This window comes from Amycolatopsis sp. NPDC059021, from assembly GCF_042739895.1.
Lineage (GTDB): Bacteria > Actinomycetota > Actinomycetes > Mycobacteriales > Pseudonocardiaceae > Amycolatopsis.
The window spans coordinates 44802-60181 of sequence record NZ_JBHYIQ010000041.1 but is presented as its reverse complement, the minus strand read 5'-3'; the positions used below and the strand labels follow the sequence as shown (position 1 = coordinate 60181).

Annotated in this window: 14 protein-coding genes; 1 reads left to right on the top strand and 13 read right to left on the bottom strand. The window is 68.6% G+C overall.

Annotated elements, in window-relative coordinates:
* Positions 1 to 45: 45 nt before the first annotated feature.
* The 11 genes from ACFWX1_RS23975 to ACFWX1_RS23925 form a co-directional block, all read right to left on the bottom strand.
* A complete protein-coding gene (locus ACFWX1_RS23975) occupies positions 46 to 1368 on the bottom strand; it encodes a glutamate-1-semialdehyde 2,1-aminomutase (RefSeq protein WP_378390767.1) in 1323 nt (440 codons plus the stop codon).
* Positions 1365 to 1916 carry a dTDP-4-dehydrorhamnose 3,5-epimerase family protein gene (locus ACFWX1_RS23970; protein WP_378390765.1) on the bottom strand — a complete coding sequence of 184 codons (552 nt, stop codon included), beginning with the start codon at positions 1914 to 1916 and terminating at the stop codon, positions 1365 to 1367. Before ACFWX1_RS23970 ends, ACFWX1_RS23975 begins: the two co-directional genes overlap by 4 nt.
* Positions 1913 to 3094, bottom strand: a complete 1182-nt coding sequence (locus tag ACFWX1_RS23965; RefSeq protein WP_378390763.1) for a polysaccharide pyruvyl transferase family protein — start codon at positions 3092 to 3094, stop codon at positions 1913 to 1915. Before ACFWX1_RS23965 ends, ACFWX1_RS23970 begins: the two co-directional genes overlap by 4 nt.
* Positions 3091 to 4038 (bottom strand): glycosyltransferase family 2 protein, encoded by a 948-nt coding sequence (locus ACFWX1_RS23960; protein ID WP_378390761.1) that lies wholly within the window; start codon positions 4036 to 4038, stop codon positions 3091 to 3093. Before ACFWX1_RS23960 ends, ACFWX1_RS23965 begins: the two co-directional genes overlap by 4 nt.
* Positions 4035 to 5276: a hypothetical protein gene (locus ACFWX1_RS23955; RefSeq protein ID WP_378390792.1), complete on the bottom strand. Its 1242-nt coding sequence runs from the start codon at positions 5274 to 5276 to the stop codon at positions 4035 to 4037. Before ACFWX1_RS23955 ends, ACFWX1_RS23960 begins: the two co-directional genes overlap by 4 nt.
* A 64-nt stretch (positions 5277 to 5340) precedes the next feature.
* Positions 5341 to 6606 (bottom strand): DUF4910 domain-containing protein, encoded by a 1266-nt coding sequence (locus ACFWX1_RS23950; RefSeq protein ID WP_378390759.1) that lies wholly within the window; start codon positions 6604 to 6606, stop codon positions 5341 to 5343.
* The gene (locus ACFWX1_RS23945; RefSeq protein ID WP_378390757.1) at positions 6603 to 7628 is read right to left on the bottom strand and encodes an NAD-dependent epimerase/dehydratase family protein; all 1026 of its coding nucleotides are present in this window, start codon (positions 7626 to 7628) and stop codon (positions 6603 to 6605) included. Before ACFWX1_RS23945 ends, ACFWX1_RS23950 begins: the two co-directional genes overlap by 4 nt.
* Before the next feature lie 7 nt (positions 7629 to 7635).
* On the bottom strand, positions 7636 to 8283 hold the full coding sequence (locus ACFWX1_RS23940) for a PIG-L deacetylase family protein (RefSeq protein WP_378390755.1): 648 nt from the start codon (positions 8281 to 8283) through the stop codon (positions 7636 to 7638).
* Positions 8280 to 9074 carry a sugar phosphate nucleotidyltransferase gene (locus ACFWX1_RS23935; protein WP_378390753.1) on the bottom strand — a complete coding sequence of 265 codons (795 nt, stop codon included), beginning with the start codon at positions 9072 to 9074 and terminating at the stop codon, positions 8280 to 8282. The genes ACFWX1_RS23940 and ACFWX1_RS23935 overlap by 4 nt, the downstream gene beginning before the upstream one ends.
* 4 nt (positions 9075 to 9078) lie before the next feature.
* Positions 9079 to 10326, bottom strand: a complete 1248-nt coding sequence (locus ACFWX1_RS23930; protein WP_378390752.1) for a class I SAM-dependent methyltransferase — start codon at positions 10324 to 10326, stop codon at positions 9079 to 9081.
* A 649-nt stretch (positions 10327 to 10975) separates the two neighbouring features.
* Positions 10976 to 11944: a YncE family protein gene (locus tag ACFWX1_RS23925; protein ID WP_378390750.1), complete on the bottom strand. Its 969-nt coding sequence runs from the start codon at positions 11942 to 11944 to the stop codon at positions 10976 to 10978.
* Positions 11945 to 12089: 145 nt separating this feature from the next.
* Between ACFWX1_RS23925 and htpX the strand changes: the two genes are divergently transcribed.
* A complete protein-coding gene (htpX, locus tag ACFWX1_RS23920; protein ID WP_378390748.1) occupies positions 12090 to 12941 on the top strand; it encodes a zinc metalloprotease HtpX in 852 nt (283 codons plus the stop codon).
* A gap of 314 nt (positions 12942 to 13255) precedes the next feature.
* Here the strand turns inward: htpX and rfbA are convergent, their stop codons facing one another.
* A complete protein-coding gene (rfbA, locus tag ACFWX1_RS23915) occupies positions 13256 to 14140 on the bottom strand; it encodes a glucose-1-phosphate thymidylyltransferase RfbA (protein ID WP_378390746.1) in 885 nt (294 codons plus the stop codon).
* Between the two features lie 54 nt (positions 14141 to 14194).
* Complete coding sequence (locus ACFWX1_RS23910; RefSeq protein WP_378390744.1) at positions 14195 to 15343, bottom strand: sialidase family protein; 1149 nt, start codon at positions 15341 to 15343, stop codon at positions 14195 to 14197.
* Positions 15344 to 15380: the final 37 nt, after the last annotated feature.

Below are 15380 nucleotides of genomic sequence, written 5' to 3'. Positions count from 1 at the left end.
GCGCTGACCGCGCGCGCGACCCGCCCCCACCGCTCACGAGTTCCGCTACGCGAATCGCCTGAACACCGGCTTCACCGAGCGCCCGCCCATGAACGCCGCGGGATCGTCGGCGTCGAGTGCCTTGCGGTAGACGGTGCACGCCTGCGCCACGACGTCGATCGTCCGGTCGATGTCGGCCTCGGTCAGCGCGCTGCTGACCACAAAGGACGGACCGATCACCCCGCCGCTGAGCAGCTGCCGCAGGAACAGCGTCCGGTACGGCTGCGACGGCTTGAGCCGCTCGTCCAGTGTCGCGAACACGAGGTTGCTCGCCCGTCCCCGCACGAGGACGTGCTCGCCGACGCCCATGCTTTCCGCGACCTCGCGGACCCCGGTCGCGAGCCGGCCGCCGAGGGTGTGCAGCCGCGCGGTGATGCCCTCTTCGGCATAGGTGTCGAACACCGCGATCGCGGCGGCCAGCGAATGCGTTTCCGCGCCGTGCGTGGTGGAAAGCAGGAACACCCGGTCCCGCGTATCGCGCAGTCCGCCCAGCTCCATCAGTTCACGACGGCCCGCCAGCGCCGACACGGCGAATCCATTGCCCAGTGCCTTCCCGAACGTCGAGAGATCGGGCTGGACGCCGTAGAGCCCCTGCGCGCCGGCCTCCGACCAGCGGAACCCGGTGATCATCTCGTCGAAGATCAGCACACACCCGTGCCGGTGCGCCAGCTCGCGCAGCGCGGCGAGGTAGCCGGGCACCGGTTCGGTCTGCGTCGCGGGTTCGAGGATCAGGCACGCGACCTTTCCCTCGTGCTCGCGCAGCAGTTCCTCGGTGGCGGCGAGGTCGCCGTAGGGGAACGACACGGTCAGCGCGGTCGTTTCGGCCGGGATCCCCGACGACATCGCGGTGGTCCCGATGAACCAGTCGTCGACCGAGAAGAACGCGTGGTCGGCGCAGATCGCCACCAGCGGCCTGCCGGTGGCCGCACGCGCCAGCCGGACGGCCGCGGTGGTCGCGTCCGAGCCGTTCTTCGCGAACTTCACCATCTCCGCGGTCGGCACCGCGGCCAGGAACCGTTCGGCGGCCTCGGCCTCCACAATGGACGGACGGACGAAGTTGCTGCCCCGGTCGACCTCGCGGCGCACCGCCTCGACGACGCGCGGATGCACGTGCCCGAGGCTGACCGAACGCAGCCCGGAGCCGTATTCGATGTACTCGTTCCCGTCGACGTCCCACACGTGGGCACCCTTGCCGTGCGAGATCACCGGCGCCAGGTCTTCGGGATACTGGTCTTCTCCCTTGGCGTAAGTGTGCGCGCCGCCGGGAATCGCCGCGTGCAGCCGCTCGTTCGCCTCCGACGATCGTGGCAGCGGCCGGTTCTCGGTCATGTCGGTTTTCCCCCGATCACCTCGGTGAGTTTCGGTGCCTTTCGGTCTCGCGGTGACGCCGTTGTCACCGGAAGCGGCCAGGGAATGGCGAGTTCGGGGTCGTCGAAGGCGATGGTGACGTCCTCGCACCGATCGTGCGCCCGGTCGATCCGGTACGACACGTCGGCGGGGTCGGTCAGCGCCTGGAACCCGTGCGCGCATCCCGCGGGGATGTAGAGCGAAGCCTGGGTTTCCCCGGAAAGCTCGAAGTATTCCTGATTGCGGTAGGTCGGCGAATCCGGGCGCAGATCCACGACGACGTCGAAAATCTTCCCGTACGAACAGCGGACCAGTTTCGCCTCGCCCTTGCCCGAACGCAGATGCATGCCGCGCAACACGCCTTTGCGGGAGCGGGACACGCTGTCCTGAAGGAATCCGTCCGGGTCGATACCCACCGATCGCGCGACGTCGGCGTCGAAAGTGCGGCTGAAGAAACCGCGTTCGTCGGTGTGCGGGGTCGGTTCGAAAAGGTAAGCGCCGGTGATGGTGGTGACCATGGAGACTTTCATCGGGCGCCCCTCGGGATCAGCGTGTCGGACAAAGTGGCGAACTGATGCTTGAGCCGCGCGGAAAGCGCGGCGTTACGCTCGGCCAGCACGGCGCGCAGTTCGGCGGACCGTGTTTCCAGTTCGGTGAACTGCCTGATCAGCAGCTCGATGTCGATGGCGCTGGCCGACTGGCAGAATTCGCCGAGTCCCAGTTCCGCCATGAGCACGTCGTTCTTCTTCGCGTACCCGATGGCCACGGTCGGCTTCTCGAGTTTCAGCGCGCACAGGACGTTGTGATAGCGCGTGGCCACGACCGTCTCGACGCCCGCCATCGAGGTCATCAGCTCGTCCAAAGTGGACATCGGTGTGGCGGTGACCAGTGGCGAGTCCACAGTGGCCCGGATCGCGTCGGTGACCTCGGTGTCCGCCTGGTCGCCGATGAACAGCCGTACCGGCCGTCCCTTGTCGACGAGCCATTGGACGAACGCGGTCATGTTGCCGACGTAGTCACGGTAGATCTCGTCGGCGTGCGCCCGGTCGTCGTTCCCGCCGGAGTACGCCATCACGCCGACGCCGACGGCCCCGAGCTCGGCGGACACGTCCGGCGCCGGCAACGCGAAGGCGAGGTCCGGGTAGACCTCGTCGCGCGAGACGTCGACACCCATCGTGCGCATCGCGTCCTGCGACAGTTCGTCCCGATAGGACCGATACGCCGCCAGCCGGGCCGCCGTCCGCACGATCGCGCGGGTGACCCGGTGGCTGATCACGTTGGCGCCGACGCTGACCAGCGCCACGCGCGTGCCGAGCAGCCGCCCGGACGCGCAGAGCAGCAGCAGCGCGTACGGGAAACCCCAGGGGCGCAAGGGAAGCGTGGCTTCGAGCACGCCCATGCCCGGCACGATCACCGCGTCCTGACGGCGTACCCACCGCGCGGTGCGGACGATGTCGACGAGCTTGCCGAACCCCTTCAGCGCGATCGACCGCACCCCGGAAGCGGTGCGGTATTCGTCGCGGTACCAGTTCAGCCGCGTCGCCCGGATCCCGTAGCGGGTCGAGACCTGTTCCGGTCCACCGCACAACGCGCTGATGACGGCGTCGGGATGTTCGGCACGCAGGTAGGCGAGCACCGCCTCCAGCGAACCGTCGTTGCCGAGGTTGCCCGAGCCCAGCAGCCCGAACACGCCGACCCTGCTGGTCACCGGCCTCGCCCCTCCTGGCCGGCGACGATCGCGCTCACCGTCAGCGCCTCCTCGGGTGTCGCGGTGGGCGCCCGGTCCTCGATCCGTTCGCCGCGGGCACGCGCCCGGCTCGACGCCCACGTCCACAGGTGCCGGTAGCACTGCTGACGCTCTCTTGTGGACAGTGGGGCACGCTGGATCGCCGTGACGAACCCGAGGACGTACTCGCCGAGTAGCCGCACGGCCGGGTTCCGGAGCCGGTCCGCGCGCCGCGGATCCAGATTCGCGCATCGGCTCCGGATGGTGGGATTGGCCCGCTCGGCCCGGTGCGGGTGGTCGCGGCGGAAGTACAGCAGCTCGGGCACCTGGTGGAACGGCCCGTGCAGCGCCAGTTCGGCGATATACGTCCGATCCGCGTGGTGGTAGCTGTTCATCGGCGTCACGCGCCGCAGCACGTCGGAACGGATCACCCCGTAGAAGTCGTCGCCGCCCGGCTCGAACAGCAGGCTCAGGAACCGCTCCGGCGCGTACGGCGAGTCCGTTTTGATGTGGTAGTCGAACACCTGCGTGACGGCGCCGGAACCGTCGATGATCGCCGTCCCCGCGTGCGCGACGATCACGTGCGGCCGCTCGTCGAGTGCCTCGACGCAGCGAAGCAGCAGGTCCCGCCCGTAGAGGTCGTCGTGCGAAACCCATTTGAACAGCTCGGTCCGGCACACCTCGAACAGGTAGTTGTGGTTCGGCGTCGCGCCGATGTTGACCGGCTGCCGGACGTACCGGATCCGCGAGTCCTTCTCCGCGTACTGGCGGCAGATCTCCTCGGTGCCGTCGGACGAGGCGTTGTCGGAGATGACCAGTTCGAAGTCCCCATAGGATTGTCCGAGCAGCGCGTCGAGGGATTCGGCAAGGTATTCCTCGCCGTTGTACACGGGCAGGCCGAGGCTCAGCCGGGGGAGAGCGGTCATGACTGGGTCATCTCCTCAGAGGTATCGGGCGCGGTGTACTCGCGAAGCCCGGCGTGCAGCTGGAACCACCAGACGATCGACCCGCTGAGCGTGGCGGTGGCGACGCCCCAGGCCGAGCCGACTGCCCCGCCGAGGAAGGCGCCGATGAGGCCGCCACCCAGATAGAACGCGGAGGCGACGAGCTGTGAGCGCAGGCTCCTCGGCGCGGCGCCCAGTGCTCGCAGGCCCGCCGCGGCGCCGGTGCTGAAGCTCGCGCCGACGACCGAGAACGTCACCGGCAGGATCAACTGCGACGACGTCGTCCAGACCTCGCCGAGCGCGAACCGGCCCCACGAGTCCGGCAGCAGGAACACCAGCCCGAGCCCCCAGACGAACGCGGCGGCGGCCTGGCCGGTGCCGAGCAGCGCGCAGAACAACCGCAGCCGGTGCGGCGAGCGCCGCAGCACCCGGGCGCCCTCGGCGACGGTGACGAGCGAAAGTCCCATCAACAGCGCGAGGAACGGGCCGAGCAGCTGTTCGGCGCCGCGGACGGTGCCGACGGCGGCGAGCCCGGCGATCGCGCCGAGCCCGTAGGCGCGCAGCTGCGACGCGCCGCTGTTGCTGACGTTCTCGATCAGGTATCGCGGCCCGAGGTCGCGGTGTTCGCGGACCCAGCCGCGGACGCCGCCCACCCGGGGCAGGATTCCGGTGCGGAGCAGGCCGAAACAGGCCGCGACCGCGCTCGCCACGCCCCAGGCCAGCAGGAACGCGACGACGCTGCGGAAGTGCGCGGCCACGAACATCGACGGGATCAGCGCGACCCCGGCGATGGCATCGGTGGTGAACGCGCGACGTCCTTCACCCGCCGCGAAGAAGGCGAATCGCCAGCTGTCCTGCAGCAGCAAGGCGGGCAGCGCCAGTGCGAGTGCGAGGAACGCATGACCGACCGGGCCGCCGATGGCGAGGCCGACGAGGAGACTGCCGACGCCCGACACGCAGCCGACGGCCAGCGCGGTGCCCGAGGCCCGGCCCGCCGCTGTCCGCCAGTCCGTTGTGGACACTCCGCTGTAGCGCACCATCAGCGGATCGGTCGCCAGCCCGCGAGAGACGTTGAGGATGACGCCGTAGGTCACCCACGCGATGCTGAACACGCCGAACGCGTGCGGGCCGAGCGAGCGGGCCACGAACATGCCGACGACGAAGTTCGTCAGGCTGGACACGGCCTGGTCGCCGAGTCCCCAGCTCAGCCGTCCCGCCATGGCGCGCACCGCGCCGGAACGCAACAGCGAACGCTTCGGCTGCTCCCTGACAGCGCTCACCTGCTCACTCCTTGATCAGACCGGCGTCGTGCAGGGCACGCGCCGCGACGGCGACGACGTCGAACGGCAGCCCGGAACGCTCGGCGATGTCGAGCAGGCTGTGTTCGCCGTCGGAGAAGTTGAGCACCCACAACATCGCCATCTGCGCCTGTTTGGCGTCGCTGCGCCCGCCGAGGGAGTCGTACAGGCCGCGTTTTCCCAGCTGCGGTTCGCCGTACGGGCTCAGGTTGACGTACCGGCGGTTCCGGTCCAGTACCGCGACCGCGTCACGTAACGCCGCCAAGGTGTCTTCCATCGCCTCGGGGGAGACGAAACCCGGATTGTCGGCCGAGGTGTGGTACTCGGGATAGCCCGCATACGGCGTCCTCGTGAGCGAACCGACGCCGAGATTGAACCCCGGCGAGCAGAACTGACGCTCGTCGTAGCCGTACGGTGAGAATTCGACTGTCTTGTGTGGACGTCCATCGAGGACATACCGCATGACCCGGTCGATTTCGGCGTCTCCGCGCCTGCTCTGCTTGTACGTCAGCTGGCCCGAGTCGCCCGCGCACGCCAGCACGAGGCCGTGCTTGACCTTGTCGACACGCTCGGCGTTGCGCGCGAGCCAGGTGATCGAGCCGATCGTGCCCGGCATGAACAGGAAGCGGTAGGTGTACCAGGGCTTCGTCTCGGCCAGCGACTGGGCCAGCGAGATCGCGACGGCGATCCCGGCCAGGTTGTCGTTGGCCAGCGACGGGTGACAGACGTGGCAGGACACGATCACCTCGTCGGTCACGCGGCCCGGTACGACGTGCTCGCCGTAGGTGAGACTGCCGTCCGCCAAAGTGGAGTCGATGACGACCTCGTACTCCGCCTCCGGGAGCGTGTCGAGCTTTTCCTGGGACAGACAGAAACCCCACGTGGGGGAGTAGTAGCTCGTCCGGTAGGGAATCCACTGTGGAGTGTCCGGCAGCGTGTGCAGGTGTTCGCGTAGTTCGGAAAGCGGCATCCGCCGGTTCACCGGGACGCTGTAGCCGACCACGTGCAGGTTGTGCTCGGCGAAGTCCACCACGCGAGTGCCCGTGTCGTCGGCGATGTAGGCGTCGCGGATGTTCCATTCCTGCGGGATCGTCCAGTCCAGCACCTGTGTCCCGGTCGGCACCTCGTGCAGGTCGAGCGGGATGTGCTCGTCGATGATGCCCAGGGTGCGGCGGACCCCGTCGCCGGTGATGCTCCGGCAGATCGGGTACAACCGCTCGACGAGCGCGTGCATCTCCGCCCCGGTCTTCATCGCCGGCGCCGCAGGGTGTCGTCGATGAGGCCGTCCTCGCTGCGGTCCTTCAGCCACGCGAGCCGGGTGAACTTGCGCTCGAAATCCTCTTTGGACAGTCCGAACCTGCGGTAGGCGTCGATCAGCTCGACCGCGCCGTCCTTGACCGACCAGTCGCAGTCGAAGCCGGGGACCGCCGCGCGGAAGCGCGAGAAGTCCACCCGGTACGAGCGCGGGTCGGCGCCCGCTTCGCCGGTGATGCGCAGCGTCGAACCCGGCACGGCCTCGACGACTTCCTGCGCGATTTCGGCCACGGTGACATTGTTCTTCTCGGTCCCGATGTTGAACGCCTTGGCGTGCACGGCTTCCTTCGGCGCGTCCAGCGCGGCGGCGAACGCGCGGGCGATGTCCTTGGCGTGCACCAGCGGCCGCCACGGCGTCCCGTCCGAGAGCACGAGCACCTCACCGGACAGGTGCGCGTGTGCGGTCAGGTTGTTCAGCACGATGTCCGCGCGCAGCCGCGGGGAGTAGCCGAACGCGGTGGCGTTGCGCATGAAGACCGGCGTGAAGTCTTCGTCGGCGAGCCCGCGGACGTCGTCCTCGACGCGGACCTTCGACTCCGCGTACGGCGTCACCGGGCGCAGCGGCGCGTCCTCGTCCACCAGCCCGTCACCGCCGGAAGCGCCGTAGACCGAGCACGTCGAGGCGTAGAGGAACCGCTTGACGCCCGCGTCCTTGGCCAGCCGGGCGAGCCAGACGGACGCGTGGTGGTTGATGTCGTAGGTCAGCCCCGGCGCGAGCGAGCCCAGCGGGTCGTTGGACAGCGCGGCCAGATGGATCACGGCGTCCACATCGGACACGTGCTGGGTGGTGACGTCCCGCAGGTCGACCTCGTACCCGGCGGGATCGTCGGGCGCGGGGCCGAGCAGGCAGCCTTCGAAGAGGCCGGAATCCAAGCCGGTGACCTGGTGCCCGGCGGCGGCCAGCACCGGCGCCATCACCGTGCCCAGGTACCCCTTGTGCCCGGTCAGCAGTACACGCATGGCTTTTCTAGCCCTCCAGGTCGAGGATCAGCTTCTTGACGTCAAAGGCTTCCGCGTACCGCGCGCCGCATTCGATGCCGCGGATGCGGGCCAGCCCGAGGAACGCCTCCCGGTCGTACCAGGGCCGGTGCCGCTGGGAGGCGTAGTGTTCTTGCAGCAGCCGGACCTTTTGCTCGGCCAGCTCCGGCGAAAGCGGCTGGTACACCGACGGCCTGCCGAGATCGCCGTCCCATTTGACGATTTCGTAGCCGAGCGTGAGGTGATCGCGGAACGCCGTCGGGACCAGCTTCGCGAGCCCGCGATGGTCCTGGTGCGCGTCCTCGGTCCTCGGCGCCAGGATGAGGCCGGGATCGGTGCGCCGCCGCAGGTCCTCGAGCGCGTTCTTGGCCTCTTCCCAGTGGGAGGGAAGCCGCCCGTCCGGGAGCTTCAGCACGGTGACGTCGATGTCCGCGCCGGGGCAGAACGCGGCGAGCGCGGCCCGTTCCTCGTCCTCGCGTTCGGTGCCGCCGCCGGAGAGCACGAGCGCGCCGACCTTCAGGCCTGGCCGCTCGGCGCACAACGCGAGCAGCGTGCCACCCGCGCCGATCGCGATGTCGTCGCAGTGCGCGCCCAGCGCGACGATTTCGCCGAGCCGCCCGGCCCCGAGCCGGATCACGCCGTGCGCTCCTGCTTTTCGGCCTCCCAGAGGGCCCACGGCCGCACGCCGCGCGAGTAGCTTTCGTCGAGCGCGTACCGTTCCTTCACCGTGTCGGTCGGTTTCCAGAACCCGCGGTAGGGATAGGCGAGCAGGCGCCCGCGCTTCGCCAGTTCGCCACAGCCGTCGGCGACGAGATCGCCGCCCTCGGGAATGTGGTCGAACACTTCCTGGCGCAGCACGAAATACCCGCCGTTCTCCCACAGCGGCATCTCGCTGACCGCGGTGATCGAGCCGACCATCCCGGCTTCGTTCATTTCGACGCAGTGGAACGAGGACTGCGGCGGCACGACCATCATCGACGCGCCGGCGTCGGAGTTCGAGAACCGCTCGATCATGTCCGGCAGCGGCGCGTCGGTGAGGACGTCGGCGTAGTTGGCGAGGAACATTTCGTCGCCGTCGAGGTGCGGGCGCACGCGGCGCAGACGTTCCCCGATGGCGGATTCGATGCCGGTCTGCACGAAGGTGATCGACCAGTCGGAGATGTCGGTCGAGAGCAGTTCGGGTTTCCCGTTGCGCAGCACGAAGTCGTTCGACGCGGTTTCCTCGTAGTGGAGGAAGAATTCCTTGATGTGGTGGGCCCCGTAACCGAGGCAGAGAATGAACTCGGTGTGGCCGAAATGCGCGTAGTACCGCATCACGTGCCAGATCAGCGGTCTCGGGCCGACCATCGCCATCGGCTTGGGCACGTCGGACGCGGTGCCGTTGCGCATCCGCATCCCGTACCCGCCGCAGAAGAGCACTACCTTCACGACGTCACCTCGACGTTTTTTCGAGCCGCGGCTCGACGATTTCCAGGGAAGGAATGGGGAAGACGAGCTTCCCGCCCCACTCGTCCACATAGGACAGCTGGGCGGTCAGTTCCTCCCGTAGATTCCAGGGCAGGATCAGGACGTAGTCGGGCCGGTCCGCGGTGATGCGTTCCGGTGGCAGCACCGGGATCCGCGTGCCAGGGGTGAACCGGCCGTGTTTGTACGGATTGCGATCGACCGTGTAGGCCAGCAGATCCGTACGGATACCGCAGTGGTTGAGCAGGGTGTTTCCCTTGCCCGGCGCGCCATAGCCGACGACGGTCTTGCCCGCGCGCGCCGCCTCGATGAGGAAGTGGAGCAGATCGAGCCGGACGCGGGCGACGCGCTCGGCGAATTCGGTGTAGCCGGACAGTTCGTGCAGTCCGGCGGCCTTCTCCCGGGACAGTACGTCGGTCATCCGCGCGCTCGGCTCGCCCGCGACCGCGTCGGGGCGGGCCCACAGCCGGATCGAGCCGCCGTGCGTGGGCAGGAGTTCGACGTCGACCACCGTGAGCCCGCCGGTCGCCAGCGCCCGGCGCGCGGATTCCACGGTGTAGTACTGGAAATGCTCGTGGTAGATCGTGTCGTACTGGTTGAGCTCGATCAGCGTGAGCAGGTGCTGCACCTCGATCGACACCCAGCCGTCGTCCGCGACGAGCGTGCGCAGCCCCTGGGTGAAACCGAGGATGTCCGGGATGTGCGCGTAGACGTTGTTCGCGACCACGAGATCGGCCGGGCCGTGTTCCGCGCGGATCGCGGCGGCCGTTTCCTGGCCGAGGAACTCGGTCACCGTCGGCACGCCCTTGTCGCGCGCGGCCTGCCCGACGTTCGCCGAGGGTTCGACGCCGAGACAGCGGATCCCGCGCTCGACGACGTGCTGGAGCAGGTAGCCGTCATTGCTGGCGACCTCGACCACGAACGGTTCGGCGCGGTCGATCCGCGGGAGCGCGCCGTCGACGAACCGGCGCGCGTGCTCCACCCACGAGGTGGAAAACGACGAGAAATAGGCGTATTCGGTGAACGTCTCTTCCGGGGTGATCAACGGCGGCAGCTGCGCGAGCCAGCACTCGGTGCAGACGCGCAGGTGCAGCGGGTAGGTCGCTTCGGGTTCGTCCAGCTGTTGTGCGGTGAGAAACAGCTCACAAGGGGGCGTGGCGCCCAGATCGACGACACTCGCCATTCCCGCCGATCCGCACAGCCTGCATTTCGTCATGAGTGGGCAACTCCCCGTTTTCCGCTGCCGGAGCGGCCGCGTCGCCCATAGGTTCGCTACCTTCGCCGCCCCTGTTACAACGCCCCTCCGCCGTGTCGTCCATCCACGTACACGTGTCGGCCGTCCGGGTGCGCGTGTCGTCCGTTCCGGCCCGGAACCACCCCGCACCGAGGTCCCGGCGGTGCCCCGGCCAGGCGTCGCCGCACCGACGTCGGCGGGCTCGAACTCCGAGGTCACACCCCTGGGAGACGGCTCGTCACTCGCGGCATCGGAGACCGCTGGACACAATCCGCGCACGGGTGCGTCCCGGCGAGATAACGGCTGGTTCGCCCGCCGGGTTCGAGGGCATGAGAAAGGGGACTCCCGTCGCGTCCCCACGACGGAAGCCCCCTCCCCCGCTCCGGTGGCGCGAGCTCCCCCTTCGCGCCGTTCCGGGCGGGTCCGCGGCCCGGTCCCCCTGGCTACCGAGCCGCGGACGTACTGAAGGGGACCTTCCTCGATCCCCCTTGCGGGGAAGGTCCCCTTCAGCGCACCCCCAGCCTCTCCCCTCTATGTAAGACAGGAGGAGGTTCCCGCCCGGGAGATACATGGTTCGTCAGATTTTTTCGGCCGGGATTTCCGGTCGTCCGGACGAGGGGTACCGGCCAGGTCAGAAGTCGCGGATCACTGAGACTCTGCCGTGCAAGGGATCCGTCACGAAGATCGTGCGCGTCCGCTGGTCGACGGCGACGTCGCCGGGGTTGACGCCGAGGTCGAGCTCACCACTGAGCGCCCCGGCGGCGCCGTCGATCCTCGCCAGCCCGTTGCTGCCGCCGTTGCTGTAGACAGTATCCGTTCCCTGGTGCACCGCGATCGCCGACGACTCGCTGCGCAGCAACACGGTCTTGCGCTCGCTCCGCGTCGCGGCGTCCACAATGGACATGTGGTGGATGGCCGAGTTCGCGACGTACACGGCGCCGCTCTGCTGGTGTACCGCCACTCCGGTGGGTGACGCCCCGACCCGGATGCTCGCGGTGAACTTCCCCCTGCCGATGTCGAAGACCTCCACCGAGTTCGTCGCCGCGCTGGTGCAGTAGGCGAGCTTGCGCCCGCTGTCGACGGCGACGCCGGAGAGCGCCTTTACCGGGCTGTCCGCCGTTCTGCGCAGCGTGGCGCTGACCCCGTCGAGCACCGCGAGCGCGCCGGTCGCGCCGCTCACCGCGTAGATCCGGTTGGCGTGCTCGTCCAGCGCGAGCGACGACGTCCCGGCGCCGGCGCCGATCACGCTGGCGACGTCGAGCGTCACCCCGTCGATCACCAGCACCGTGCCCGCCGGGGGATTGGCGACGTAGATCCGGTTGGCCAGCGGGTCGACGGCGATGTCGCCGGGCGCGCCGCCGGTGCGGACGACCGCGGTGACCGTCGCGCTGAAGCCGTCGATGACCGAGACCGAGCCGGTGGCCGGATCGGAGACGTACGCGAGACCGGTGAGCGGATTCACCGCGACCGCCGCGGGCGCGCCCCCGACGTCGACCGTCACGACCTGCTCCGCCCGTGCTTCAGCGGCCGCGGCCGCGGTGCCCGCACCCGCCGCGACCAGTGCGAACAGTCCGCGCCTGCTCAGTTCCGGACCACGCATCGGCGCCTCCGCGGAGAAGGGGAATGCCCTCGCATTGCCGTTCGACCCTAACCCGGGTGACGATCATGCGAAGGAACTTCGGATCGCCCGATCGCGTTGTTTCCGGTGGGTAACCCGCGAGTTCGAGCGGAAGGAGGCGAGCATCGTGCACAAGCATCACAACGGGCTGAAGACCGCGCTCCTGCTCGGCCTGCTCTCCGCGATCATCATCGCGATCAGCGGGTTCTTCGGCCGCGGCGCGCTGATCATCGGACTGCTGCTGGCGCTGGGCATGAACGCCTTCGCGTACTACAACTCCGACAAGCTCGCGCTGCGTGCCATGCACGCGCGGCCGGTCTCGCAGGCCGAGCAGCCCGCGATGTACCGCATCGTGCGCGAGCTGGCGACGACGGCGCGTCAGCCCATGCCGCGGCTCTACATCAGCCCGACGCAGGCGCCCAACGCGTTCGCCACCGGCCGCAGCCCGCGGCACGCGGCGGTGTGCTGCACCACCGGCATTCTCGAGCTGCTCGACGAACGGGAGCTGCGTGCCGTACTCGGGCACGAACTGTCGCATGTATACAATCGCGACATTCTGATTTCGTGCGTCGCCGGCGCGCTGGCCAGCGTCATCAGCGTGATCGCGAACATCGCGCTGTTTTTCGGCGGCAACAACCGCGACGGCAATCCGCTCGTCTCGCTGCTGCTGGTCCTGGTCGGCCCGATCGCGGCCGCGATCATCAAGATGGGCGTCAGCCGATCCCGCGAGTACCAGGCCGACGCCTCGGGCGCGGAGCTGACCGGCGACCCGCTCGGCCTCGCCTCCGCCCTGCGCAAACTCGAACGCGGGACCCGCGCGGCGCCGCTGGCACCCGAGCCCGCCGTGGTCTCGCAGTCACACCTGATGATCGCGAACCCGTTCCGGCCGGGGGAGGGGCTGTCGAAGATGTTCTCGACGCACCCGCCCATCCAGGACCGCATCCGCCGCCTGGAAGAAATGGCGAACCGCCCCTACTGACTTGGAGCGTTCCGGCCGGTTCTCACCGTCCGCAACGCTCACAGGCCCTTCAGCCCCGCGTACGCAGGGAGACAAACGACCGACTGTGATTGGCCACGGGCAACAACGGATCAACCCCGCGTATTGCAGGGACCGAGCCAAGAGATCAACCTTCCCGACGAGCACCTGACGGGACCATCCCCGCGCATGCGAGGACCACGAGGACCACGCCGGGGATGCCCTGCGCTACCTGGGGCCATCCCCGCGCATGTGGGGAATACACGTTGATCTGTGGCGTTCATTCCGCGTCACCTGCTCGAAGCCAGCGACGCCACTCAGCCGCCGGTCGCTCCGGCCGTCTGGGCGACGTTCATCACATAGTCGCCGTAGCCGGACTTCGCCAGCTTCGAGCCCAGCGCGTAGCACTGATCCGCGTCGATGAAGCCCATCCGCAACGCGATCTCCTCCAGACAGGCGATCCGCACCCCGGTCCGGTGCTCCAGCACCTGCACGAACTGGCCCGCTTCGAGCAGCGAATCGTGCGTCCCGGTGTCCAGCCACGCGAATCCCCGGCCCAGATCGACCAGCCGCGCGCGGTCCTGCCGCAGGTAGGCGAGGTTGACGTCGGTGATCTCCAGCTCCCCGCGCGGCGACGGCTTGAGGCCACGCGCGATCTCCACGACCTGGTTGTCGTAGAAATACAGCCCGGTGATCGCCTTGTTCGACCGCGGCCGCTCCGGCTTCTCTTCGATGGACACCAGCTTGCCGGCCTCGTCGACCTCGCCGACGCCGTAGCGCTCGGGGTCCTTGACCGGGTAGCCGAACAGCACACAGCCGTCCAGCGTGTCGACCGCCTCGCGCAGCCTGCCGCGGAAGCCCTGGCCGTAGAAGATGTTGTCGCCCAGGACCAACGCGACATCGTCGTCGCCGACGAAGTCCGCGCCGATCACGAACGCCTCGGCGAGCCCGTTGGGGCTGGGCTGCACGGCGTAGGAAAAGGACAGCCCCAGCTGCTCGCCGTCACCGAGCAGCTTGCCGAAGTTCGGCAGGTCGGCCGGGGTGGAGATGATCAGGATCTCGCGGATCCCGGCCAGCATCAGCACCGAGATCGGGTAGTAGATCATCGGCTTGTCGAACACCGGCAGAAGCTGTTTCGAAACCGCTTGGGTGATCGGATGCAGCCGTGTCCCGCTGCCCCCCGCCAGCACGATCCCCTTCATCCCGCTCCTCCGCTCGACACCTGTAGGGCCGATGACCGACCCTACTGGCCGCGGCTAGGGGAACGCTGGCCCTTTTCCGAAGTACGCCTTGCAGCCGTCGTTGTTCTCGGTGGCGATCTCCAGCACGTTCCTGCCGCCGTCCACCGGCAGCAGCGTCGAGCTGTAGTTGGGGCAGAAGTTGTTGTAGATGCCCGAGATGCGCACCGGTGCGGGCAGCTCGTACCAGTTGCCCGCGCCGAGGTTGTCGTTCGCGAGCAGCACCTGGCCGTTGGCGGACTGCGGGGCACCGTGGGCGTTGGTGTAGATCTGCCCGACCATGACGATCCGGACGCCGCGGGGGCCGCCGGGGAACAGCGCGATCGTCTGCGCGTGCTGGAAGTAGTTCCCGTTCGCGGTCATCACCCTGGTGCCGGGGTCGGCGGGGTCGCCCCAGTTGGCGCCGTCGTCGGAGATCTTGTAGTACGGGTCGCAGTAGCGATCGCCGTAGTTGCAGATCTCGTAGGCGAAGTAGTACCGCCCGTCGGGCAGCCGCCGGATGATCGGCATCCCGGGCCGGACGCGGTGCGGCGGGATGGCCATGGTCAGCTGCTTGGTGCCCCAGTTCACACCGTCGGTCGAGGCGACCCGGTTGAGCACCTGCGCGTACTGCGGCGCCTGCGTCTCGTCGGCGTAGTGCAGCCACAGCGTGCCACCGGCGTCGACGGTGAACTCGGCCTCCCAGATGCCGTCGTGGTTGTGCGAGCGCGCGGCCTCCGACAGGAAACTCCAGGTGCGCCCGCCGTCGCGGCTGGACCAGATCTTGATGCCGACCCGGCGTTGCGGCCCGGCGTCCTGCCGGTAGCTCGCCGCCCACAGCAGGGTCCCCGTCCGCAGGCGGCCGACACGCTGGGGCAGTTCGTACAGGGTGCCGCAGCACATGCCCGCCGCGCCGTCGGGATCGCGGATCTCGCTGAGCTTGTGGAAGGTCTCGCCCTCGTCGGTGCTCTCCATGATCGGCGTGAACTTGCCGCTGCGGTCCTCGCTGCTCAGCGACGCGAGGATGTGCCCGCGGCCGACCGGTGAATGTTCGAGCCGGATCAGCCGCGCGTAGTTGCCGAAACCGGGGACGAGCTGTTTGCGTGTCGCCGCCTGCGCCGGACTGAGCGTCGCGGCACTTACTGTCAGTGACAACACGAGGGCGAGCAGAAGTCTGAACCGGCGCATCTCGAACCCTCTCCACGCAGTAGCGGCGTGATTACAC

Coding starts and splice junctions, on each gene's coding strand:
- ACFWX1_RS23950 (WP_378390759.1), bottom strand. CDS start 6,606: ATGAAGACCGGGGCGGAGATGCACGCGCTCGTCGAGCGGTTGTACCCG.
- ACFWX1_RS23930 (WP_378390752.1), bottom strand. CDS start 10,326: ATGACGAAATGCAGGCTGTGCGGATCGGCGGGAATGGCGAGTGTCGTC.
- ACFWX1_RS23975 (WP_378390767.1), bottom strand. CDS start 1,368: ATGACCGAGAACCGGCCGCTGCCACGATCGTCGGAGGCGAACGAGCGG.
- ACFWX1_RS23960 (WP_378390761.1), bottom strand. CDS start 4,038: ATGACCGCTCTCCCCCGGCTGAGCCTCGGCCTGCCCGTGTACAACGGC.
- rfbA (WP_378390746.1), bottom strand. CDS start 14,140: ATGAAGGGGATCGTGCTGGCGGGGGGCAGCGGGACACGGCTGCATCCG.
- ACFWX1_RS23925 (WP_378390750.1), bottom strand. CDS start 11,944: ATGCGTGGTCCGGAACTGAGCAGGCGCGGACTGTTCGCACTGGTCGCG.
- ACFWX1_RS23955 (WP_378390792.1), bottom strand. CDS start 5,276: ATGGCGGGACGGCTGAGCTGGGGACTCGGCGACCAGGCCGTGTCCAGC.
- ACFWX1_RS23945 (WP_378390757.1), bottom strand. CDS start 7,628: ATGCGTGTACTGCTGACCGGGCACAAGGGGTACCTGGGCACGGTGATG.
- ACFWX1_RS23910 (WP_378390744.1), bottom strand. CDS start 15,343: ATGCGCCGGTTCAGACTTCTGCTCGCCCTCGTGTTGTCACTGACAGTA.
- ACFWX1_RS23970 (WP_378390765.1), bottom strand. CDS start 1,916: ATGAAAGTCTCCATGGTCACCACCATCACCGGCGCTTACCTTTTCGAA.